The organism is Paenibacillus montaniterrae (genome assembly GCF_018403185.1).
GTDB classification, from domain to species: Bacteria; Bacillota; Bacilli; order Paenibacillales; family Paenibacillaceae; genus Pristimantibacillus; species Pristimantibacillus montaniterrae.
Window position 1 is genome coordinate 1 of sequence record NZ_BOSE01000020.1, and the last position, 23,406, is coordinate 23,406.

General features: G+C 43.7%; 20 protein-coding genes, 1 pseudogene and 4 CRISPR repeat arrays. Of the genes and pseudogenes, 20 read left to right on the forward strand and 1 reads right to left on the reverse strand.

Annotated elements, in window-relative coordinates; all coding sequences use genetic code 11:
• Window positions 1–480 precede the first annotated feature (480 nt).
• Window positions 481–849: a CRISPR direct-repeat array (repeat unit 32 nt; unit sequence GTCGCATCCTACGCGGATGCGTGGATTGAAAG).
• A gap of 217 nt (window positions 850–1,066) precedes the next feature.
• The 14 genes and pseudogenes from KJS52_RS26775 to KJS52_RS26840 all read left to right on the forward strand — a co-directional run bounded on the left by KJS52_RS26775 (window position 1,067) and on the right by KJS52_RS26840 (window position 14,238).
• Window positions 1,067–1,573: a DUF4275 family protein gene (locus KJS52_RS26775; protein WP_213520681.1), complete on the forward strand. Its 507-nt coding sequence runs from the start codon at window positions 1,067–1,069 to the stop codon at window positions 1,571–1,573.
• A 270-nt stretch (window positions 1,574–1,843) separates the two neighbouring features.
• Window positions 1,844–2,395, forward strand: a complete 552-nt coding sequence (locus KJS52_RS26780) for a DUF402 domain-containing protein (protein WP_213520683.1) — start codon at window positions 1,844–1,846, stop codon at window positions 2,393–2,395.
• Window positions 2,396–2,400: 5 nt separating this feature from the next.
• Window positions 2,401–2,925 (forward strand): signal peptidase I, encoded by a 525-nt coding sequence (gene lepB, locus KJS52_RS26785; RefSeq protein WP_213520685.1) that lies wholly within the window; start codon window positions 2,401–2,403, stop codon window positions 2,923–2,925.
• Window positions 2,926–2,939: 14 nt separating this feature from the next.
• Window positions 2,940–3,374, forward strand: a complete 435-nt coding sequence (gene rnhA, locus KJS52_RS26790; protein WP_213520687.1) for a ribonuclease HI — start codon at window positions 2,940–2,942, stop codon at window positions 3,372–3,374.
• 3 nt (window positions 3,375–3,377) lie between these two features.
• Window positions 3,378–4,529: a tRNA epoxyqueuosine(34) reductase QueG gene (gene queG, locus KJS52_RS26795; protein ID WP_246563960.1), complete on the forward strand. Its 1,152-nt coding sequence runs from the start codon at window positions 3,378–3,380 to the stop codon at window positions 4,527–4,529.
• A 202-nt stretch (window positions 4,530–4,731) separates the two neighbouring features.
• Window positions 4,732–4,989 (forward strand): YneF family protein, encoded by a 258-nt coding sequence (locus tag KJS52_RS26800; RefSeq protein WP_213520690.1) that lies wholly within the window; start codon window positions 4,732–4,734, stop codon window positions 4,987–4,989.
• Between the two features lie 81 nt (window positions 4,990–5,070).
• Window positions 5,071–5,661, forward strand: a complete 591-nt coding sequence (gene folE / locus KJS52_RS26805) for a GTP cyclohydrolase I FolE (RefSeq protein ID WP_213520692.1) — start codon at window positions 5,071–5,073, stop codon at window positions 5,659–5,661.
• Between the two features lie 243 nt (window positions 5,662–5,904).
• Window positions 5,905–6,339: direct repeats of the CRISPR family, unit length 32 nt; unit sequence GTCGCATCCTACGCGGATGCGTGGATTGAAAG.
• A gap of 447 nt (window positions 6,340–6,786) precedes the next feature.
• A pseudogene (locus KJS52_RS26810) lies at window positions 6,787–6,918 on the forward strand (CRISPR-associated endonuclease Cas2); the annotation flags it as partial.
• A gap of 169 nt (window positions 6,919–7,087) precedes the next feature.
• Window positions 7,088–7,590: direct repeats of the CRISPR family, unit length 32 nt; unit sequence GTCGCATCCTACGCGGATGCGTGGATTGAAAG.
• A gap of 274 nt (window positions 7,591–7,864) precedes the next feature.
• Window positions 7,865–9,163 (forward strand): MATE family efflux transporter, encoded by a 1,299-nt coding sequence (locus KJS52_RS26815; protein WP_213520694.1) that lies wholly within the window; start codon window positions 7,865–7,867, stop codon window positions 9,161–9,163.
• A gap of 40 nt (window positions 9,164–9,203) precedes the next feature.
• The gene (gene nikA / locus KJS52_RS26820) at window positions 9,204–10,787 is read left to right on the forward strand and encodes a nickel ABC transporter substrate-binding protein (protein ID WP_213520696.1); all 1,584 of its coding nucleotides are present in this window, start codon (window positions 9,204–9,206) and stop codon (window positions 10,785–10,787) included.
• An 18-nt stretch (window positions 10,788–10,805) separates the two neighbouring features.
• Entirely contained in the window at window positions 10,806–11,738 is a 933-nt protein-coding gene (gene opp1B / locus KJS52_RS26825; RefSeq protein ID WP_213520698.1) for a nickel/cobalt ABC transporter permease, read from the forward strand.
• Window positions 11,735–12,646 (forward strand): nickel/cobalt ABC transporter permease, encoded by a 912-nt coding sequence (gene opp1C / locus KJS52_RS26830; RefSeq protein WP_213520700.1) that lies wholly within the window; start codon window positions 11,735–11,737, stop codon window positions 12,644–12,646. Before opp1B ends, opp1C begins: the two co-directional genes overlap by 4 nt.
• Window positions 12,618–13,457, forward strand: a complete 840-nt coding sequence (locus KJS52_RS26835) for an ABC transporter ATP-binding protein (protein ID WP_246563962.1) — start codon at window positions 12,618–12,620, stop codon at window positions 13,455–13,457. Before opp1C ends, KJS52_RS26835 begins: the two co-directional genes overlap by 29 nt.
• A complete protein-coding gene (locus KJS52_RS26840; RefSeq protein WP_213520702.1) occupies window positions 13,435–14,238 on the forward strand; it encodes an ABC transporter ATP-binding protein in 804 nt (267 codons plus the stop codon). Before KJS52_RS26835 ends, KJS52_RS26840 begins: the two co-directional genes overlap by 23 nt.
• Before the next feature lie 94 nt (window positions 14,239–14,332).
• Here KJS52_RS26840 and KJS52_RS26845 read toward each other — a convergent pair whose 3' ends face one another.
• Window positions 14,333–14,839 (reverse strand): Rpn family recombination-promoting nuclease/putative transposase, encoded by a 507-nt coding sequence (locus KJS52_RS26845; RefSeq protein WP_213520704.1) that lies wholly within the window; start codon window positions 14,837–14,839, stop codon window positions 14,333–14,335.
• A gap of 258 nt (window positions 14,840–15,097) precedes the next feature.
• Here KJS52_RS26845 and KJS52_RS26850 point away from each other — a divergent pair, with 258 nt between their 5' ends.
• The 6 genes from KJS52_RS26850 to cas6 all read left to right on the forward strand — a co-directional run bounded on the left by KJS52_RS26850 (window position 15,098) and on the right by cas6 (window position 22,156).
• Window positions 15,098–16,015 (forward strand): DUF6602 domain-containing protein, encoded by a 918-nt coding sequence (locus KJS52_RS26850; protein ID WP_246563963.1) that lies wholly within the window; start codon window positions 15,098–15,100, stop codon window positions 16,013–16,015.
• Window positions 16,015–18,264: a Cas10/Cmr2 second palm domain-containing protein gene (locus KJS52_RS26855; protein WP_213520706.1), complete on the forward strand. Its 2,250-nt coding sequence runs from the start codon at window positions 16,015–16,017 to the stop codon at window positions 18,262–18,264. Before KJS52_RS26850 ends, KJS52_RS26855 begins: the two co-directional genes overlap by 1 nt.
• On the forward strand, window positions 18,246–18,986 hold the full coding sequence (locus tag KJS52_RS26860) for an RAMP superfamily CRISPR-associated protein (protein WP_213520707.1): 741 nt from the start codon (window positions 18,246–18,248) through the stop codon (window positions 18,984–18,986). Before KJS52_RS26855 ends, KJS52_RS26860 begins: the two co-directional genes overlap by 19 nt.
• Before the next feature lie 7 nt (window positions 18,987–18,993).
• Entirely contained in the window at window positions 18,994–19,974 is a 981-nt protein-coding gene (locus KJS52_RS26865; RefSeq protein WP_213520710.1) for a hypothetical protein, read from the forward strand.
• Window positions 19,975–19,988: 14 nt separating this feature from the next.
• Window positions 19,989–20,798: a hypothetical protein gene (locus tag KJS52_RS26870; RefSeq protein WP_213520712.1), complete on the forward strand. Its 810-nt coding sequence runs from the start codon at window positions 19,989–19,991 to the stop codon at window positions 20,796–20,798.
• A 479-nt stretch (window positions 20,799–21,277) separates the two neighbouring features.
• Window positions 21,278–22,156, forward strand: a complete 879-nt coding sequence (gene cas6, locus KJS52_RS26875) for a CRISPR system precrRNA processing endoribonuclease RAMP protein Cas6 (RefSeq protein ID WP_213520714.1) — start codon at window positions 21,278–21,280, stop codon at window positions 22,154–22,156.
• A 183-nt stretch (window positions 22,157–22,339) separates the two neighbouring features.
• A CRISPR array of direct repeats spans window positions 22,340–22,840; the repeat unit is 32 nt; unit sequence GTCGCATCCTACGCGGATGCGTGGATTGAAAG.
• The last annotated feature ends 566 nt before the right edge of the window (window positions 22,841–23,406 follow it).

Below are 23,406 nucleotides of genomic sequence, written 5' to 3' on the forward strand. Positions count from 1 at the left end.
TTAATCTTACGGCTTCTTCTTTAAATGCTTTGTCATATCTTTTCATTCGTGCTCAACTCCCTCGTCAGCTTTCATTCTATTTCATATGAGGGGGTTTTGCGACTGCATTTTTATCGTAGCACTCCATACAGCCTTGCGTAGCACTCCATGTGAGTGCGCGGATTGAATACAGAACTTTACTTCACAACTTGCCGCGCCCCTGATGTCGCATCCCCGTGATATAGATCCAACTAGTTAATACGAGAGAGAAAGATGGAAGACTTTCGGTCGTTAATCAAATGGTGGTTGAGAGCCTGTTTGCTGTGCAGGCTGGTGCGGATCGCAAGCTAACATAAAATCCCCGGGAGATCCGCACCACGCGTAAAATAAGGATTTTTTCCAATTTTGAGATGAAATTGTCTCTAAAATATGTTACATTTAACCCGATCCGCACTAAGGCGCTTGCAAATGCTTGCTGCGCAAGGGCGAAATGTGCGGGCTGTCGCATCCTACGCGGATGCGTGGATTGAAAGCGATAAAGAGTTATATCGCTTCCAGCCATTATGCAGTCGCATCCTACGCGGATGCGTGGATTGAAAGTTTTTTCTGCTTGATTCAAATTTAAACAGAAAAACGTCGCATCCTACGCGGATGCGTGGATTGAAAGACACGTCTGTTACCGACGAGTCCTACGATATCCTTGGTCGCATCCTACGCGGATGCGTGGATTGAAAGGCTATCTCGCGCCCTCGCCCAAGCAGTTGTTGTTAACGTCGCATCCTACGCGGATGCGTGGATTGAAAGTCATGAGCCATAAAAGCCAGTTGTTTTAGCTCATGTCGCATCCTACGCGGATGCGTGGATTGAAAGATCAATTTCATATTTGCGTGTGACAGGATTGACTTTTGTCGCATTCTACGCGGATGCGTGGATATCCGCATGTTATTAAAGGCGCTCGGCGCAAAGTCGCACTCCATGCGCCCGCATGGATCAAAAGTACGTCGGTCTTCCTGCCTCAGCGGTAAACGCCCGTCACACTCCACGCACTTGCACGGAGTGAAATTACCACCAATCAGAGGTCCAAAAAATGAGAGACAAAATTAACGAACTCCTTGATCAACTGCCAGAAACTGATCTGGAGCAGGTATATGCTGTTGTGCGGCACATCTACTCTAACCATCAATACCGCAGCAATTTAACAAGCAAAGGTGTTGTGATAACGCCACTGTATTATGAGGCTGATCATATTAAAAGCAAGTGGGATTTATATTTTGCGCATGATGTTACAGTAGAAACGATGCGGAGAATCTACTACGACCAATTTCGCTGGCATATTTACAGCTACAAGATCAAGCCTTGCCTGGAGAATGAGGAGGCAAGAGCAGCATTTGATGCAATAACGGATAAGCATGAGCTGTATGTCATGTACCAAAATCGATCTGAGCTGTTTAAGTTCAGCAATGCGCTGAAAGTGACAGCAAGCGATTTTGACAGGCAACAAGACATTTATATTTTTGATACTGCTTTTACTTGGACGTATGTCCAGACGCACGAAGCGGACTGCGGACCTTATTTTTACCGCAATGGCATGTAAATAGCGATCAAATCTACCTCAAAACGGGACCGTTTATCTCGAAACGCAACGATACAGATTGTCTCATAGCCGTTAATAGCTGGAGCTGGATCATGCAATGGTGATGATCTCGCTGCAGCTTTTTTGCTCTGACGTCCGTTACGCCATCCGCATCTACCCGCTTGCCTAACAACCTAAACATTCCCCGCAAATTAGCAATTGTTTGCAAAATGAGACAGCGCCTAACTTCATAGGTTATAATAGAAGGAAAACCGAAGGGAGGCATGCAGAATGAAGCAATTTAAGCAATGCGTGATCAAAAGCTTTAAGCATGATGGACATGTACATCGTGTCTGGCAGCAAAATTGGTTAGTTCCGCATGCCGAACTGCTAGAGCCCCACCAGCAAGAAGGAATGATCGTCATTGTCAACCAGCAGACTCCAATTGTCGAAGCAGATGGCAAGCAGTGGACAAGTCGGGTTCCAGCTGTTTCATTTTTTATTCCAGGCTGCTGGTATAATGTCGTAGCTTTGCTTGAGGAGAGCGGTGTGCGTTATTATTGTAATATCGCATCGCCGCCCTATTTTACTGATGGTACGGTGACGTATATCGATTATGATTTGGATGTGCTGCTTACGCTTGATGGTCGATGTGTTGTCGTGGATGAGGATGAATATGAGCAGCATAAGCATCGCTATCATTATTCTCATATCGTGGAGGAGAAGGTACAGGCAGGCCTGCATGAGCTTTTGGATCGCATCCATCAAGGAGAACCTCCTTTTCATGATCAGCCTGTCAAATATTATTACAACAAATGGGTGGAGCTGTTTAAGGAGGAGTAGAAACTATGCTATCAGAATTATGGGATTGGATTAAAACAATCGCCATATCGTTTGTCATTGTATTTTTAGTACAAACCTTTTTGTTCTCGCCGGCGATTGTTAGCGGGAAATCGATGGAGCCAACACTGCAGGATAAAGAATGGCTATTTTCCAATAAAATTGTATACCTGCTAGGCTCTCCAAAGGTTGGAGATATTGTCGTACTTAACAATCCTCGTCGTGATGAGGAACCAGATAATAAATACTTTGTTAAACGAGTGGTTGGTGTTGGCGGCGACCATATTGTCATCAGGGATGGAGCGTTGTATCGCAACGATCAGCTTGTGGATGAGCCGTATACTAATTCGGTTATTGAAGGCAATGACATGACGGATTTGGTTGTGCCGGAAGGGCAGTATTTCGTAATGGGTGACAACCGCAAGCTGATGATGAGCAATGACAGCCGCAGCTTCGGGCCAATTGAAGAGGATGAGATTTTGGGAAGAATCGATGGCGTCATATGGCCGCTATCCAAATTTGAGTGGTTTTAAATGGGGGCTTGCTTGTGAAGGAAGTCATGATCTATACTGACGGAGCATGCTCGGGAAATCCGGGCCCTGGCGGCTATGGGGCGATTCTGTTCTATGGCAAGCACCGCAAGGAGCTGAGTGGCGGAGAGCATGCAACGACTAATAATCGTATGGAAATTATGGCGGTCATCAAGGCGCTGGAAATTTTAAAGGAGCCTTGCCGCGTTACAGTGTATAGCGACTCTGCTTATGTTGTAAACTGTTTTCAAAAGGGCTGGATTTATGGCTGGCTGCGAAATGGCTGGGTGAACAGCAAAAAGGAGCCGGTTGAGAATCAGGATTTGTGGAAGCAGCTTTGGGATCTGATGAAGAAGCATCAGGTTAATTATGTGAAAGTAAAAGGACATAGCGACAACGAGTTTAACAACCGTTGCGATGAGTTGGCTCGTGCAGCTATTAAAGGATTGTAAATGATGGATCAATGGCAAAAGCTAAAACAGGATATGAAGCAAGCAGCTAAGGATTTGGGGATCGATGCCATCGGTGTTGCATCTCCCGATCCTTTTGTCACGTTAAAGGAGCGTTTGATTCGCCATCGAGAGCTGGGCAGAGAGTCGGGCTTCGAGCCGACGGATGATCTGGATCGAAGAACAGACCCTTCTTTGCTGTTCGACAGGCCCCAATCGATTATTGCGATTGCTGTTGCCTACTCCTCCAAGCTGGAAAATCCGCCTAAATCAACGGAGGGCGCACGCAGAGGGATTTTCTCTCGCGCTTCATGGGGAACCGACTATCATGTTGTGCTGCGGGATCGGATGAGCAAGCTGGAGGAATGGCTGCGTGAGCGAGTGCCTGATTTGCGAGCTGAAAGCATGGTCGATACGGGCGAGCTGTCTGATCGAGCTGTTGCCGAGCGAGCAGGCATTGGCTTTAGTGCGAAAAACAGCTTTATTATCAATCCTGAGCTTGGCACGTGGATATATTTGGGTGAAATGATTACGAATTTGCCCTTGCCACCCGATGAGCCGATCACGGAGCAGTGCGGAGAGTGCACCAAATGTCTGGATGCATGTCCAACAGGTGCGCTTGTCGGTCCAGGTGAGCTGAACGCGCAGCAATGCGTATCATTTCTATCGCAGACGAAAACAACGCTAAGCGATCACCATATGCGCAAAATCGGCAATCGTCTATATGGTTGCGATACCTGCCAAATTGTATGCCCGATCAATCGCGGAAAAAACTGGACCCATCATGAGGATATGCGTCCGGACCCGGAATTGGTCAAGCCGTTGCTCATTCCGCTGCTTTCGCTAAGCAATAAGGAATTTAAGGCGCAATATGGCCATATGTCGGGCTCTTGGCGCGGCAAAAAGCCGATTCAACGCAATGCAGTTATCGCGCTCGGCAATTTCAAGGATGAGTCTGCAGTGCCCGCATTAATTAAGGTACTGCATGATGATCCACGCGAGGTGCTGCGCGCTACCGCTGCCTGGGCGCTCGGCAGAATCGGCACAGAGGAAGCCGTTCAAGCATTGCATGGAGCGCTGGAGCGAGAGAAAGACGAGGAAGCGATCGCGTATATTGAGCAGGCATTGGACGAAGCATCTGGCAAGGAAGGAAAATGAGCACAGACATGGCTGCACTCATTGCCAGTTACACAGGTCATCCCAACAAAAAAGCTTATCGTGAAGCAAAGGGCTTTTTCAAGCATAAAATCCTTTGCATGACGCATGAAATCTGCATTTTTATGATTGCCTAATAGCCAGGTTCATGATATTATACAGGGATGTCAAAGCTAACATTGAATCGAAAGGTTAAGGTGAAACGATGGAGTGGTATAACATTGTAATTCCAATTGTAACACTAGTGGTTGGATTGATTGGTGGATTTGTCATCGGAGTGTTCTACCTGCGAAAGCAGATTGAAAATATGCAAAACAACCCGGAAGCGATGCGCAAGCAGCTTGAGAGCATGAATCCAGAAACAATGCAGCGCATGGCGAAATCCATGGGACTTAATTTGAACAACAAGCAAATGCAAAAAGCGCAGCAAATGATGAGAAATCAAAAGTCTTCTCGCAAATAATAGATAAATGGGCAAGCATTGACGCTTGCGAGATACGCTTCATTAGCAGTATGAAGTGTTTAGAAGGGAGTGTACGAAAGAATGGCGGGTAAGAAGGATTACGTCAATTCCCTAGTTTCCGGCAACCGAGAGCAAATCGAATCACATATCAAGGAAATTTTGAAGCTAATTGGCGAAGATGTTGAACGTGAAGGCTTGATCGAGACACCGGCGCGCGTTACACGAATGTACGAAGAAATTTTCGCTGGCTACTCTGTTGACCCGCGTGAAGTGCTTGGTGTTGTATTTGATGAAAATCACGAAGAGCTGGTCATCGTTAAAGATATAGTGTACTACAGCCAATGCGAGCATCATATGGCTCCATTTTTCGGCAAAGTGCATATTGGCTATTTGCCAAGTGGAAAAATTGTAGGCTTAAGCAAGCTAGCTCGACTAGTAGAAGCCGTTTCCCGCCGTTTGCAGGTACAGGAGCGCATTACGTCACAAATCGCAAATGTACTGGAAGAAGAGCTTTCCCCACAAGGCGTTATCGTCGTCGTAGAAGGCGAGCATCTCTGCATGTGCGCACGCGGTGTGAAAAAGCCAGGCAGCAAAACAATTACAACTGCAACGAGAGGCATATACAAGGAAGACGCGGCTTTAAGAGCTGAGTTTATGCAGTTGATTAAATAAGAATAAGCAATTAAGAAAAAGGCTTTCGGTCGCTAACCACAATGGCGGCTGAAAGCCTTTTTGCTGTGCAGACTGGTGCGGACCGTAAGCTCACATAAAATCCCTGGGAGATCCGCACCTCGCGTAAAATAAGGGTTTTCGGCAATTTCAGGGTGAAAATGGACTTGAAATATGGTATAGTTATACCGATCCGCACTAAAGCGTTTGCAAATGCTTGCTGTGTAAGGGCAAAATGTGCGGGCTGTCGCATCCTACGCGGATGCGTGGATTGAAAGATCGGTGAACCATTGGCGGTCAAAGTCGGCCAGTGTCGCATCCTACGCGGATGCGTGGATTGAAAGTAGGCTAATGTCGGGTTCGATGTCAAATCCCCAAGTCGCATCCTACGCGGATGCGTGGATTGAAAGAGCTTCAGTTGCCACAAATGTTCACTCCAATCGAAAGTCGCATCCTACGCGGATGCGTGGATTGAAAGCTATGGGTAGTGAAAGTCCATTTACTGATATTTTGGTCGCATCCTACGCGGATGCGTGAATTGAAAGCTTGCACCTCGGCGTCAGGTACTTGCTCCACTTCTGGGTCGCATCCTACGCGGATGCGTGGATTGAAAGCTCCTATCGGCACTTTAGCTTTTGTAGATCCTCTGTCGCATCCTACGCGGATGCGTGGATTGAAAGCATTAAAGCGGCATTGCGATTTAAGAATGTAGAAGAGTCGCATCTACGCGGATGCGTGGATAGAAAGTTGAAGCTTTAAACAAGAAGGAAGATGAGAAGAACGGGTCGCATCCTACGCGGATGCGTGGATTGAAAGCTCCAACTGGTTCCATCGTTCAAGACGGGGTACGCAAGGGTCGCATCCTACGCGGATGCGTGGATTGAAAGAACAGCATTAGGTAGCGATTGGAATACTGCTGGCGTCGCATCCTACGCGGATGCGTGGATTGAAAGCTGCAGGCGGTGGCAGCTCAATTGTCGAAAAGCAAGTGTCGCACTCCATGCGAGTGCGTGGATTGAAAGGCCCAATACTCCGTTAGGCCGCGGCACTCGAACATATTATAGTCGCACTCCATGCGAGTGCGTGGATTGAAAGTAGCGATGACCATTATTGGAAGCAAGATAATAGAAGTTAACCCAGATAATTGATAAAGAAAAAGACAGCTTGCGATTTTATCGATTGGGCAGTAACTACAAAACCAAAGTAGAGTATATTGGAGCCAAGCCATCGTTAGATTTAGAAGGGCCTCTTATTTTCTAGTGGTGCGAACCCCAAGCGCACATAAAATCCTTAGGAGGTTCGCACCCCGCATAAAATAAGGGTTTTCGGTAATTTTAAGGTGAAAATGTCTCTGAAATATGGTATAGTTAAACTGGTTCGCACTAAAGCGTTTGCAAAGCCTTGCAGCATAAGGGCAAAATGTGCGGGCGTCGCATCCTACGCGGATGCGTGGATTGAAAGGTTTATCGAATACGAACCGTCGTCGTGCGCAATTGTCGCATCCTACGCGGATGCGTGGATTGAAAGCTGAACGACATCGTGCGCTACGAGAACCCGGTCAATGTCGCATCCTACGCGGATGCGTGGATTGAAAGGGAAGTTGGTATAAGTATAGCTTGTCCCGTAATGCGAGTCGCATCCTACGCGGATGCGTGGATTGAAAGGGGTTAGACGGGATGCCGCTAATTTCAAAAGCAGAGTCGCATCCTACGTGGATGCGTGGATTGAAAGATCGACAACCAGACTAAGTTGCCTGACTTGGAAGTCGCATCCTACGCGGATGCGTGGATTGAAAGCCGAATGATCGTGCATTTATGCTGCAGATGCTGACGTCGCATCCTACGCGGATGCGTGGATTGAAAGTGCATTTTGCGGCGCGCTCTCTCACCGTTTGTGCTGGGTCGCATCCCATTCGGATGCGTAGATTAAAAGACACAAGCACATCCCAATAGACACCTACTCTCGTTGCCATCTCACTCTTGTAGTTGGCGGAAGAGTCAGGTGTCATTTTTTATACAACGAGCATAAAAGGATTGACAATCCAACTAGGAATGATTTATATTATTATTCGTAAACGTTACGAATATATGTTGTGAAGCTGATACATATTGAACGATAAAAGGAGCGGACGCTCTTTTTTTTATCGTAATTTAATCGTAATCATTACGTAATTTGATTGTGTCTAGTAATTAGAAAGGAAGCAGCCATGACGCATCGACAGTATATAAAGCTCGCTATTCCTCTTATTTTATCCGGCATTTCGGTGCCGCTGCTGGGTGCAGTCGATACTGCGGTTGCAGGTCGGTTGGAGCATCCTGCTTATATTGGAGGAATTGCTGTAGGCAGTCTTATTTTCAATATTCTTTACTGGCTGTTTGGTTTTCTAAGGGTAAGCACGACTGGTTTTACCGCGCAAGCGGCAGGCGCACAGCAAGATCATGAGCTTGCGAATGCTTGCTTCAGGCCAATGATGATTGCGCTGCTGATTGGCCTGTTGTTTATCGCAGCTCAGCAGCCGATTTTGCTCGCTTCGCTCCATTTTATCGGTGGCAGTCAAACTGTAATTGAGCAAGCAGCGATTTACTTTGAGATCCGGATATGGGGCGCGCCTTTTGCGCTTATGAACTATGTTATAACGGGCTGGCTAATGGGAATGTCAATGGTCAAATTCACTTTGCTTTCCCAACTGCTCGTAAATGTGCTTAATATGCTACTTAGCATACTGTTTGCTTTACAGCTCGATTGGGGTGTAGCCGGTATCGCTGCTGCCACACTGATCTCAGAGGTAGGCGGCGTGCTGATTGGCTTGGCGATAATGTGGTACAGCAAAAAGATTTCAGTTTCGGATTTTCAGCTTCGCGGCTTGCTGCAGCTCAAGCATTTGAAAAAAATGGTCGCAGTTAATCGTGATTTGTTTCTGCGAACGATTTGCTTGCTGGCGATGACGAGCTTGTTTACGGCGCAGGGGGCGCGCATGAGCGAAACGATGCTGGCGGGAAACGCCATATTGCTGCAGCTTCATTATTTGCTCGCTTATCTGTTCAGCGGCTTAGCAAATGCCTCCAGTATTATTGCCGGCGAGGCGGTTGGAGAAAGAAGCCTTCATCGGTATCGGTGCGCCATTACGTTATCTGCTGTCTGGGGAGCTGTTTTTGCCCTTTTGCTTGCAGTTTTGCTTATCTGCTTTTCAGATCGACTGATCGCTCTATTTAGCGCCAATGCCGAGATTCAGCAGGTCGCCAATGACTACCTATTCTGGATTGTTCTATACTGTTTGGCCGGGGCATGGGGCTTGCAGCTGGAAGGGATTTTTTCAGGGGCAACGCAGGTGTGGGCAATCCGCAACGGAATTTTCATGTCGCTGCTCATATATATTTGCGTAAATTGGTTTGCGGTTTTGCAGTGGGACAATCATGGATTGTGGCTGGCCTTTGTCGTGTTTCATTTGATGCGCAGTCTATACACCTCATTATATATGAGAAAGGTCGAGCGTTTGCTTTATTAATCGTCATATTGACTAATGATCATTTGCTTGGGAGGAAATTATGAAAACTAAGATTTTAATAGGACTTATTGCTTTACTTTTGATTTTAACGGGATGCGGGCAGCGAGCGTCCGACAGCAATTCATCAGCTGGAAAGGACGAATTGGTTTTTGCCAGCACGAAAGATATTCGCGACATTAATCCGCATTTGACAAGTGGTGAATTGGCCGCGCAAAACATGGTGTTTGAGTCGCTTGTTGTCAATACGCCGGAGGGCGTACAGCCTAAGCTGGCTAAAAGCTGGGACATTTCAGAGGATGGCTTGACCTACACCTTTCATTTAAGAGAAGATGTTGTATTCAGTGACGGTGCGCCTTTCAATGCTGACGCTGTTAAGCAAAATATTGACGCCGTTGTCTCCAATTACGAGAAGAATGCCTGGCTTAATTTGGTGCAGGTCATTGATCAAACAGAAGTGATCGACGAGTATACCTTTGCACTGACTTTAAAAAATCCATACTATCCTACGCTTGAGGAATTGGGGCTGACTAGACCGTTTCGCATGATTTCTCCGCAAAACTTTATCGATGGCACGACCGCAAATGGTGTCAGTGGCTACGCCGGCACAGGACCGTACACATTAGCTGAGCATAAAGACAATCAATATGCTTTATTTACAGCAAATGAATCGTATTGGGGCGACAAGCCTAGCATTAAAAACATTCATTGGCAAGTAATGCCCGACCATCAAACGATTTTGTTAGGCTTGCAAAATGGGGAGGTCGATCTCATTTTTGGAGCAGATGGCGATATGCTCGATGCGAATGCGTTCACCGCTTTGCAGGAGCAAGGCCAATATATTACAGAGGTTAGTCCGCCATCTGGCTCACGCTCTATCCTGCTGAACAGCAATCGTGAGTTCACTAAAGACAGGCTGGTGCGCGAAGCGCTGCAATATGCGATAAATAAGCAGACGATTGCGTCAGGGATTTTGAATGATACGGAGCAAATTGCAGATACATTAATGTCGAAGTCAACACCATACGCCAATATTGATTTGGAAATTCGTTCGTATGATGCGCAAAAAGCAGAAGAGCTACTCGATCAAGCTGGCTGGGTAAAAGCTGATGATGGCTATCGCTATAAGGACGGCAAGAAGCTAAGCCTGATGCTTTCCTATAATTCCGACAATGCTCAGGAAAAAACGATTGGCGAGTCGATGCAAAGCGATCTTAAAGCGATTGGTGTCGAGCTTACTATATTAGGCGAAGAAAAGCAGGCTTACTTTGATCGCCAGAAGTCCGGAGATTTTGACCTGCAATATTCCTTGTCGTGGGGACTGCCTTATGATCCACAAACGTATGTCTCAACCTGGCGCGTTCCTTCTCATGGAGATTATCAAGCGCAAGCTGGCTTAGAGAAGAAAGAATGGCTCGATCAAACGATCGGCGAGGTTTTAGTGGAGCAGGATGAAGCGGCGCGAGCGGAAAAATATAAGCAAATTTTTACCTATGTGCATGAAGAAGCGGTGTACTTGCCACTCACTTATTCGGTCGTGAAGGCCATTTACTCCGAGCGTCTGAAAGGTGTTGGCTTTAACGTATCGCAATATGAAATTCCATTTGAAAATATGTATTTCGAGTAATTAGAGAGTGAGCCGACCATGAGACAGTACCTGACCAAACGGATACTAAGCACGATTCCGCTTTTACTATTCGTTACATTTTTAGCTTTCATCTTAATTAATTTAAGAACAAGTGATCCGGCAGAAATTGCACTGCGCGTCAATCAAATTACACCAACCGAAGAGATGGTGCAAAGCATGCGTGAAGAGCTTGGTCTGGATGAGCCATTTCTTGTTCGCTATAAAAACTGGATTGTAAATAGTTTGCAAGGGGAACTCGGCTACAGCTATGTCAATAAGAAGCCGGTATTGGAGGAATTGCAGCTGGCGATTCCTCCAACGCTTCAGCTGGCGGGAGCAACATTAGCGATTATCGTGTTTTTCAGCATTTCGATCGGGATTTTGTGCAGCATTTTTGAAAATCGCTGGCAGGATCGGCTGCTGCGAGGCTTTATATTTTTTCTGTCGGCGATGCCAAGCTTTTGGATAGGCTTACTGCTCATGTGGTTTTTTGCTGTATATTTGGGGCTGCTGCCAACAAGCGGCATGAACAGCCCGCAGTCAATTATTTTGCCTGCTGTAACGTTGTCGATGACCTTTTTGTCTACGTACGTAAGGCTGATTCGCAACAACATGATTCAAAATAAACATGAAAACTTTATTCTATATGCCAAAGTACGCGGACTGAACGAACGGACCATAACCTGGAACATATTTACGAACTCTATTCAGTCATCACTAACCGCATTTGGCATGTCCATTCCACGACTCATTGCCGGAACAGTCATTGTGGAAAATATTTTTGCCTGGCCTGGAATTGGCCGTTTATGCGTCAAAGCTATTTTCAATTCCGATTACCCGGTTATTCAAGCGTACATTGTGTTGATGGCCGTCTTGTTTATTATTTGCAATCTATTAGTGGATATCGTGGTTGTCATGATCGACCCAAGATTACGGAGGGAAGCAAAATGAGTTTCTTCAGACGTTTACAGCAGGATAAGCTGGGCATAGCTTGTCTGATGTTTCTTGGCTTGCTTACGCTTGCAGGTATCTTTGCCCCTCTGCTTGCTCCACATGATCCAACCTTGGTCAATGTTGCGGTGAAGCTGGCAACTCCGAGCTTGGAATATCCATTAGGTACTGACCATTTAGGAAGATGCTTGCTATCACGTGTTTTGTTCGGCATTCGCACGACCTTCTTTTATGCCTTTCTTGCGATGGGCGTGACGATCTTGTTCGGCGTCATATTCGGCATGCTGGCGGGCTATTCAAATGGAAAGGTAAGAGAAGCGATTCTCCGCTTCTGTGATGCGATGCTGAGCTTTCCCTCAGAAGTTATGATTCTAGCTATTGTAGGCATCCTTGGACCAGGCATACTGAACATCGTCATTGCCAATATTTTATCCAAATGGGCATGGTATACGCGGATGATCTACAGCAGCGTGCAGCAGTACCGCTCCAAAAACTATGTGAAGTTTGCTCAAGTCAATCAAGGCTCTCCCTTCTATATTATGAGAAAGCATATTGCATCTGGCATTGCGGGAGAAGTTACGACGCATTCTACGCTGGAAATGGGCTGGGTCATCTTAAGCATTTCTTCCTTGTCCTTTTTAGGACTTGGTGTTCAGCCTCCTACGCCAGAGTGGGGGATGATGCTGAATGAAGCGAAAAATGTACTGTTCACCAACCCATGGCAAATGATCCCTGCCGGCACGATTACATTGCTAGTCGTCATCGCGCTTAACTTTCTGGGGGACAGCTTGCAAAATGCTATGAACCCTCAAGCTTATATGATCAATGTAAAGCAGCAAAAGAAGCTATTGCGCTTCGGTACAGGAAGGAAAAGGTTAAATGTCAATATTGAAAGTGAAAAATCTTAATATCGTTGACATCAAAACAGGCAGAGTGATCGTAAAAAATGCTTCGTTTTCAGTGCAAGAGCATGCTTGCTTGGGCATTGTCGGAGAAAGCGGCAGTGGAAAGTCGATTACAGTCCGCGAAATTCTCGGCGTTAATCCGCGCTGGATTCAATCTGCAGGAGAGATCATTTTCGAAGGGCGCAATCTTTTGGATGAGAATGAAAAGCTTAGAAAATCGGTCAGAGGCAAAAAAATCAGTATGATTTTGCAGGATGCGATGACCGCGTTTAACCCGATAGAAAAGATAGGCCTTCAGATGCGGCAAACCTTTATGCAGTTGCTTAAAGCATCTAAGAAGGAAGCGGAGCAAATGAGCCTGGCAGGCTTGAAAAAAATGAACTTTGCTGATCCGCGAAAGGTATATAAAAGCTATCCGCATGAGCTGTCTGGCGGCATGCTGCAACGCTGCATGATTGCGATTGCGCTCGTATTGCAGCCTAGCATCATCATTGCAGATGAACCGACTACCGCGCTTGATTCAATTAATCAGTTGGAGGTCGTAAAGCAGTTCCAGTATTTGAAGGAGCTGTCTGGCACAACCCTCATCCTCATTTCTCATGATTTGGGCGTTGTTCAGCGTCTAGCTGACAATGTCATTGTGATGAAGGACGGGGAAATCGTGGAGGATGGAGCAGCCGCTGCCGTTTTTAACGAGCCTAAGCATCCGTACACTCAATATTTAGTCGAAACCCGGCTGCAGTTGTCCAATAGTTATACGAATTCTTTGCAAAATGGAGGCGAGCAGGAGCATGATTACAGTAGAGCACCTTAAAAAAAGCTACAAAACAACTGGGACAATGTTTGGCTCTGCGAAACAGCATGTACTGACGGATGTCAGCTTCCATTTGAGACATGGAGAATGCTTAGGCATCGTTGGTGAAAGCGGCAGCGGAAAAAGCACACTATCTCGGATATTGTTAGGCTTGGAGCGATATGACGGCGGAACCATTTTAATAGATGGTATGCCTCATAACAAGTGGGTTAAACAAAACAAAGGGAAAATGAGCGTAGTGTTCCAGGACTACCGGACATCCGTAAACCCGAACTGGACGATCGAGCAAATTATTTCGGAACCGCTAAACATGCTGTGCCAAAGCGAAGGCGGGCGCAAGCAGCATGCAGCAATAATAGCTGAGCTGATGGAACGGATTCAATTGCCGAGGGGCTATTTGCACAAGCATCCGCATGAGCTGAGTGGCGGACAGCTGCAGCGTATTTGCATTGCCCGCGCCTTAACGACTCGCCCGCGCTATCTCATACTAGATGAAGCGATCAGCTCGTTAGACGTGTCTGTACAATCTCAAATTTTAACGTTGCTAAAGGAGCTTCAAGCGGAATATAGCTTAACCTACCTGTTCATTGCCCACGACCTGCAGGCCGTGACCTATCTATGCGATCACCTCGCCTTTTTACGCGGCGGCGTAATAATCGAAGAGCTCGATTGCAATCATATTCACAGTGCGCAAAACGAATACGTACAGCAACTGGTTGGTTCAGTGCTCCCGTTTCAGTCGGCATTTGGCGGGCGCAGTACTGAGCGGGAGCTCACGTGAAGTTTTTACAGGAAGGAGAAGGCGGTTTTTCTAATAAAAATGAATTCCGATGTGAGTGTGATATTACAGCTCATCGGCAAGACGTTGTATATCTTTAAGCGGCAACTTGGTTAAAGCGGAAATGCTTTCTTGACTCATTCCAGCCGCTCCTCGGTTTTTTTATCATTGGGTCCATCTGAATCAACTCCTCTAACTGTTCTTCAGTAAGATTTTCTTCCATAAATAATAACCAACGATGTAGTGGATCATGCAAATTATGCTGCATCGCACGAAACTTTGGAAATTCAATAAAATGCAGTTCAATCAAATCCGTCAGCATATAGTCGCGCCTATAGTCCTCATACAGATGAAAAGTACTATGAAACGGTTCAAGAGGTAGAAAATTAAGGTTCATCAGATTGATGGTAATGGTTCGTTTTAAATTCTGAAATTTGTCGCCTGACTTGATGGATTCCAGAAACAGCTTGCCGAAATAGAACAAGGTGCGCCGATCCATATTATTCTCGAGGATGTTCAAAATGTCCGACTTTGATGACGATGCTTTGCTTTGTAGCATAGTCGGCGGCGAATATGTCACGCTACCGAAAGCTTCGGTGCTCACGTAGCTAGTGCCTACGCTCCGCTCCTCGCTTTCTATTATCGTGCCATCTTCTTGATCCAGCTTAACCTGTTCATTGCCACGATCTGAAGACTGTGAACTATCTATGGTTGGTTCAGTTCTCCTGTTTCAGTCATTTTTCCTAATTTCTAATAGTAAAATATTGTAATATCGTGGTATAATTAGACCGAACTAAAAGTAGAATATTCTGAGTATTAAGTGAACTTTGTCATATATTATCATTTGCTTGGAGGCTTCTAAATGGCTAACAATATTAAGGATTCCGATAAAAATATTAAGCTGATAAAAAATATTAAGCACAATTACTCTCAACTTGAGAGGTCTATTGTTGAGCAACTATTCATGAAACATGATCTTCATGGGGGAACTGTAGGATCAGCTCGGGAGGATATTTGGCGGCAATTATTTGAAGTAATCATTCCCAAAAAATTTGTAATAGAGCAATCAGTATTTATTATAGACTCTACAGGGAATGTATCACATGAAGTGGATCTTGCCATACTGGATGAGACCTATACGCCATACATATTCAGATATGGTAGATTGAAATTCATACCGATTGAAGCTGTTGCAGTTGTAATAGAATGTAAAAGTCAGAGCATTAATGCTGAGCGAATATCCGGCTGGCAAGAAAGTATCCAAAATCTACAAACAGCGAAAGAATCAATTACAAGATTGGCTGCTTCAGTTTCATTTGAAGCGGTCGCCACACAACAGTCAACAAGGCCGATTAGAATATTATGTGCGCTAAAGAATCAGGTGATTGATGAAGTACAAAAGGATTTTGACTTTGTGATCTTGGCTGATCAAATTAATCTAGATAATGAAGTTAAAAGTACTATTAAAATTGAATATAAAGATCAAACTTTACTGGAATGGTTTGATAGCCTGAACTTTCACAATCTAGAGTATGAAAAGGTATGTAAAAGTGAGGAAGAATTGTCACGATCAAAAGCATGGCGGGAGAAATTGCAGGACATTACACTAAGTAAGTATATGATTACTGATAATAAATCTACCGATCAGCCAATTTCGCATTCGCTTCTTTCTTTTAACTTTCAATTTAATCAGTTACTTATGCTTATTAACAATCCAATACTTTTCCCACATCGTGCATATGTTGCTATGTTTAATGGACCAGAAGGGGAGAATGACTAATGGCTCAACAAATTGTCGCAGTTACGATAGAGAAGGTACAAACCTTTTTGTTTGAGGTACTGCAAGCGCATATTCAAGAGCACCAATCGAATAGCGGGACGCTTCAGGATATTATACAATCATCCAATTTTATTTCCAGACAGTTATATCAGGATATTGGACTTGAGATAAATACGAAAGCAGTTGAAACAGGGGCATTTGCTGCACAGGAAATTAAAGAGACACTACTGCAATGCTCTGGCATGTGTGTATTTTCTACCACACTTCAGCAATCAGAGGTTGAGCAGAAGCTAGATGAATTGTTTGCTAAATACTATTTAAAGTTTAAAGGTCAGTTGCTATTGAAATACGTTTGTTTTGAGCAAGAAATGGAAAGTGGTCAAGACAAGTTGGAAGCAATAGCTAAAAGCAAGAAGTATCTTAAACAAGCCAAATGTCTAAATAACATAATCGCAAGAAATCAAACGTTGTTATTTCAATTTCCTGATTCAAAACAAAGTAAGCAGAAGGCTCTACCAGGTAAAAATACGGGTAACCAATATAAACCTACGTTTACGGAGAACATTAATGCATTGTTTTCCGACAATGAAGCAGATAATGCTAACCACTTTCGCATTGCGATTATTAAAGCTGATTTAGATGGCATGGGAGACTTATTATCCGGAATTAAGGAATACAGCACCTACCAAAAGGTAAGCCGAATTCTTTCAGATATGGTTTGTCTTGATTTTTTATGGAAGAAGGCTGAAGAGATCAGAGAGAAGAATTCTCATTTCAAATTATATCCGCTTTACATTGCTGGTGATGATATTTTCTTTGCTGTTCCTGTTGCTTATTTAATTGATGGAGTGAAATTATGTAAGAGGATATTAGAGGATATAAATAATCAGATTAAAAAGTTAAATGAAATAAACGGACAATTGATACGGATGCTAACCTTGAGTATTGGGGTGGAGTTTACGTTTAATCGTGAGCCGATTCGGTATTATAACGAGCGCGTACAGCAGCAACTAGATATCGCAAAAGCAGCTCCAGCATTGCTGAAGGAGAATCAGCAGAAATCAGATTCGTGCATGAAAATTTGTATTAATGGTTTTGTTCTTTATGATTCGGACAAGGATGTAATAAAAAGTGCTAATGAAAGATCTAAGATTAACTTGCCAAGCTGGAATCATTTTATTGGCGATGTAACACGATTAAAGGAAATGATGCATTCAGGTTTTACTGCCCATCATTTTCTATATGGCTTTCTTGAGAAGATTACTGATGAAAAGATAAAAAATAATCCGATTAAGTATAGTAACGTTATTTTCTATCATCTGTTACCACATTGTGTAGCTAATTCAACACAACAAGATCGAGAAAATGAGTTGATATTACTTGGAGTTCTGGTAAGTCAGCTTTTTGTAAAAGAATTTTATAAAAAGAAAAATGGTGAATTAGGCTATAACAAGAAAATTTTGATTCAAACTGAGCAACAGAAACGTTTAGAGAGTTACGTAAGATTGCTGCTCGTTTTTTCTGATCCTCGCTTTAGCCCGAATGGTTCAAGCCAATTAAGTAAACAAAGTAGAACTGATTTTTCGAAGGACCATAAATCAAGACTTCGTGGCACGTTATTTAATAATCCACTGCGTTTTTTGTATGAACAATGCTTGTTGAAATTTTTAGCTACTAGTGGATCAGGTATCAGCTTTAGTGAAGCGAAAGACCTACGAGCATTGTTTGTAGAAGAACAATCTTATCGCAACCCTAATAGCACACAGCCTGCTAAAAAGGGAACAAGTAATAAAGATGATGTAAAAGTTTATCGTACATTAAATCTTTCAAGTTCAATGTTGCATAGAATTAAAAGGCTTTATAGGAGCAAGGCAATAAGCATTGATAAATTTGCTGAGATGATAGCAGCACTTAATTTCCAAAGCAAAGAGGAAATAGTTGAATTAGAGCAGCTAAATGAACAGGAAAGCAAAGCGCCACCGCGATTGTATTTCGATAAGCCAAAGTTTAAGCGTGTTATGGAGAAATCTAGGCTGTGGCATAGCGATCATTTTGATGATTATTTGGATTCATTGCTTATTTTTTATCAGCTTAAAGAGCTATCTATACAGTATAAGATTTTATACCCGAAGAGTAGAGGGAGCCAGAACAACAAGAACAACGATAAAAATAGAAATAAACCCAAAGGAAACAACTCTTACAAAAGAAATGGACAGAAGGGAGTAAAACAATGGAACAACAAAAAATAGCAATAAGAGTTACAACATTGTCTAATTTATTCATTGGTGGTTCTCCTACAACCTTTGAAATTGGTGGAGTCGATTTATATACAGTTACCGATCATGTAGGAAAACCGTATATTCCATCCTCAAGCATAAAAGGTATGTCGCGAACGATTGTGAGACAAGAGGAATTACCAGGCAGTGAGGAAATTAAAGAAGCTTTCAAGGGATATTTGGAGAGGGTAAAAGAGCAAAACCTCAGACGCCTGCAAGAGATGAATATAAGTGATAACGAAGATTTCAAAACTCGAAGAAACAGCATGAAGGAACGTTTTGAGAAAGAGCTTGCTCGTGTATCAGCAGAGTGTTTATTTGGAATTGAAGGTTTTAATCATTCGCCTAAGTTGCTTTTCAACGACCTTCAATTAGCGGATATTCCAGCTTTAATGCCTCCGTCAATTGAAAGCTATTTTTCAATAGATTCTAAAAATAGTATTCATCCAGACAACGATCAAAGTACTGCACCTACGGTTACTGCTAACCCAAGAACATACAAAGTTGTTAGACCTGGCGTGTCATTTGAAGGAAATATATTGTTTTACCAAATGGATCAACTTAATTTGCCAATAACTCAAATTAAAGATTTCGTTATAACCGCTATTGAGCAGTTTAATTCAGGTATTTATCGTTTAGGCAATTCGGGAAGTCGCGGGTACGGTAGAATCAAAGTTGAAGGGATACAGGAGTGAACCAGCTATGGTAAAAACGTACAAAATTAAAATGTCATTGACTGGTCGTGCAACTCAGCTTCCTGATTCTCAAAAAATATTTGGCGCACTTATTTATAAATATTCTGAACAGTATTCACCGGAACATGCAAGCAGGTTGGTCTCTAACATATTGAAAGAGGAAATATGTTTCGCTGTTTCTAATTTGTTGCCGGAAGGGTATTTGCCTTGTCCTCGTCAATTTTTATTGGACAAGTTAGCGTCGGAAGAGAAAAGTGAGAAGAAGCGTGAAAGCAATTTGCCTGGTAAGAAGATTTATAAGGAAATTAAAAAACGTAATTTTATAGTGCAAGAGGATTTATATAAAATGCTGGCAAATCCTGAAAACGTACTTGATAGTTACCCCTATGTATTTGTTGAATCATCACAGCAAATTCATGCTGCTCTTGATGCCGGACGCTACAATTTGCCTGGCTTGCCGCCTAATGTATATTCAGTGCCTGAAATAAATATAACTGAAGCAGGAGCAGATCGATGCGAGCGAATGAGTATCAATGAGTTTAGCTTTTATCTAGCCGTGGATGATGGAGCAGAACATGATGAACTGATTGCGGTGTTGGAGTCAGCTCGTAAGCATAATCAGTTATTTTTCTTGGGGGCGCGGGCGTCTCAAGGCTTAAATACGTATATTATTAAAGAGGTTGAACTACTACCAAATTTTATTGCAGATGAAACAATTGTCTTTTTAAATCTTGGCATGCTGCTTCCGCAACAAATTGACTATGAACATTCTACATTGCAGCTATATACGTCTGAACGCAGGCCCTATTATTTGGCTGAAGGCTGGGATAAAGGGATAAATGGGAGATTTATTAGCTACATTGAAGCGGGAAGTATAATAAGAGCAGATAAAGGCTGGAGAACTGCCGGAAGATCCATACAGTCTCCATTTCAACCTAGAGACATTGTATTTGGAAAAGCTTTTATGCTGCCATTGAATAGATTTTAACGGGAGTGAACTGAGTGGCGACATTGGAAAAATATAACTACCAACTTAAAACGATTTCCAAACTTGTTTTATCTCCACGCGAGCAGCAGGCGTACTATTTGGCAACAGGTGATTTCAAACCGGAGCAAGTTCAACAAAAGTACAGAGGAACTTCACCTAGTGAAGCCGAATCAATAAAAATTATTTATCCATTTTATCAGTATGGCTCTTATACGAGCTATCTTGCTCAAGACACACAATATTATATTCCCGGTTCATCTATCAAAGGAGCTATTAGCTCAGCTTCTTCTCAAAATGAAATAAAGCTTATGGTTGATGATGTATTTGTGGATCAGGAAACTGTGGAGCTACACCATTTGTACAAGCTGCAGCATGCGACAGACGCTAATAATAAGCAAGGAAAATTGGACATTTTTTTCCCGAACGTAGCTGTTGAAATGCTTAAAGCAAAGTCCACCCACAAAGGTGAGATTTTTTGTGCTGAAAACGGTCTGGAGACTCTTTTTGAAAAAGCACAAGAAAATACAGTAAAGAAGCTAGAACAGTTCGATAGACACGTAGACTCTGTTTTGAATCTTCAGTTGAATGAAGATTCAAAACAAGAGTTGATTGATGTACAGAAAAACTTGGCTACATGGATAGAAGCAGCGAAAAAAAAGGACGGTAAAAGCTGTCTTCTACTACTTGGTGGGTTTAAGGGACTAATGCTATCGAGAGTATTTGGGGCAGAAGTATTTGAACAAAGTGCGGAAAAAAGCGCAATTTATGTTGATCGAGAAAATTCACTTCCATATGGACTTGTTCAGATTACATTGAATGATTAAGCTGTCCCGAGTTAACAGCAGGTGTGGTTTAAAAGGATGTTATTAAAAATGGTGCGGATCGGAAGCTCACATAAAATTCCTGAGGGATCCGCACCATGCATAAAATAAGGGCTTTCGGCGATTTTAGGGTGAAAATTGCTTCGTTTTATGGTAGATTTAAACCGATCCGCACTAAAGCGTTTGCAAATGCTTGCTGTGTAAGGGCGAAATGTGTGGGCTGTCGCATCCTACGCGGATGCGTGGATTGAAAGTATAGATTCGATGTCATCGGTTTGAAACCAATCGTGTCGCATCCTACGCGGATGCGTGGATTGAAAGCGTGAACGACTGTACCCAGTTGAAAAACAAAGGATGTAGTCGCATCCTACGCGGATGCGTGGATTGAAAGTTAGTGCCAATCTCGACGCTCAAATTGTCGCAGCATGTCGCATCCTACGCGGATGCGTGGATTGAAAGATCATATTGGAGGATAACCTGAAATGAACTCAAACTCTGCTCCGTTTAAATTTGAATATTTGCCATTACTAATTCAGTTGGAATGTTGTGAGACAACTCACCTGCCCGCCTATCTTGGCTCTACCCTTCACGGAGTAGTAGGGTGGGCATTAACCTCAAACAGTAAGGCATATTCCTTTCTATTTGAAAATCGCAAATTTGGCGGGGCGAAACAGGATATTGTAAATCCGTATATTATAGAGCCGCCTAGATATCGTCCAGTCTACAAGCCCGGAGATGTCCTGAGCTTTCAACTGATCCTTTTAGGAACGGCAACTAGCTATGTGAAAGATGTTGTTGAGGCGCTTGCTAGTGTTAAACAGTTTGGGATGGGTGCGAATCGAAAGCCATTTAAATTAATCAATGTGTTGCATGGTGAGCGTTATGTGCCAATTTGGCAGGCTGGCGAGTTTTATACCAGTGCAGCCGCCAGTGTGGTACTCAGCGAAACCGTTCAAGAAGACTGCTCTTGGTGTTCGATACAGTTGCTTACGCCTCTAAGGATAAGAAGAGGCGGGGAGATGCTGTTGAAGCTGGACTTTTCAACGATCATTCGTAACACCACGAAAAGAATAGAAATGCTGACTGAGCGCTACGGGGGCTATTGCGATTCCAGTAGCATTCCCTCATTAATGGATCAATCGGCAAATGTAATTGAACGTACTTTAGACGTATATGTAACTCAAATTCATCGCTATTCGAATCGCAGGGAAGAAAAGATGGATATGAGCGGTCTGCTAGGCGTGATGACGTTTGAAGGAGAGCTCTCTGCATTTACTCCTTGGCTAAAAGCTGCTCGAAAACTGCATATCGGGAGAAATACAACCTTTGGTTACGGTCAGCTAGATGTCATCTTTGGATGAAGATTTTTCATGCAGGTGCGGATCGGAAGCGCACATAAAATCCCTAGGAGATCCACACCTCGCATAAAATAAGGGTTTTCGGCAATTTTAGGGTGAAAATTGCCACGATTTATGGTACATTTAAATCGATCCGCACTAAAGCGTTTGCAAATGCTTGCTGCTTAAGGGCAAAATGTGTGGGCTGTCGCATCCTACGCGGATGCGTGGATTGAAAGAATTACGAAATTGGTTCTACATCCACTACCACAGGTCGCATCCTACGCGGATGCGTGGATTGAAAGAGAATAATTAGGGAAACTTCACAAGACCGTATCGTCGCATCCTACGCGGATGCGTGGATTGAAAGAATTTGTCCAGTGGAGTGTATTCATGAATTGAAAATGGGTCGCATCCTACGCGGATGCGTGGATTGAAAGATCCCAAATTAGGCACACGTAAATTGCATAAAGGCGTCGCATCCTACGCGGATGCGTGGATTGAAAGCACCGCTGTAAACCATGACAGCAATCGGAAGCTCGAGCGTCGCATCCTACGCGGATGCGTGGATTGAAAGATGTGGAATAGCATCGGTAGCAAGCGGGCTAAAGGCGCATCCTACGCGGATGCGTGGATTGAAAGACATTAAAAGCTGCTGCGCCAGCGTAATTGGGGGTCGCATCCTACGCGGATGCGAAGATAAAACAATGACGATAGTGGGAACATCCCAAGCATACGGCAGTATTCCATATGAGTACTTGGGTTGTGGTCAATAAAAGATTAAATGAGAATCAGGCTTTTAGTCGCTAACTGAAAATGTGAGGCGATTGAAAGCCTATTTTCATTGTAATCTGGTGCGGATCGGAAGCTCACATAAAATCCCTAGGAGATCCGCACCCCGCATAAAATAAGGGTTTTTGGAAATTTTGGGGTGAAAATATCCTCGGTTTATGGTACATTTAAATCGATCCGCACTAAAGCGTTTGCAAATGCTTGCTACGCAAGAGCAAAATATGTGGGCTGTCGCACTCCATGCGAGTGCGTGGATTGAAAGGAGTCTTTCGAGATTAATTCACTTATCAACTCTTAGGTCGCACTCCATGCGAGTGCGTGGATTGAAAGTTGGGCGCAATCCAATCAATCGAAATGGAGTTGTCAAGAAAAGTGCAGTTCGAAAACACACTCATGCAGAAACCCTCATTGTCTGCGCTGCCTTTGACAGCATTTTTTCGCGATAAATAGCTGGCGGCCAGCCTCCTTGATTAGAGGTGTAG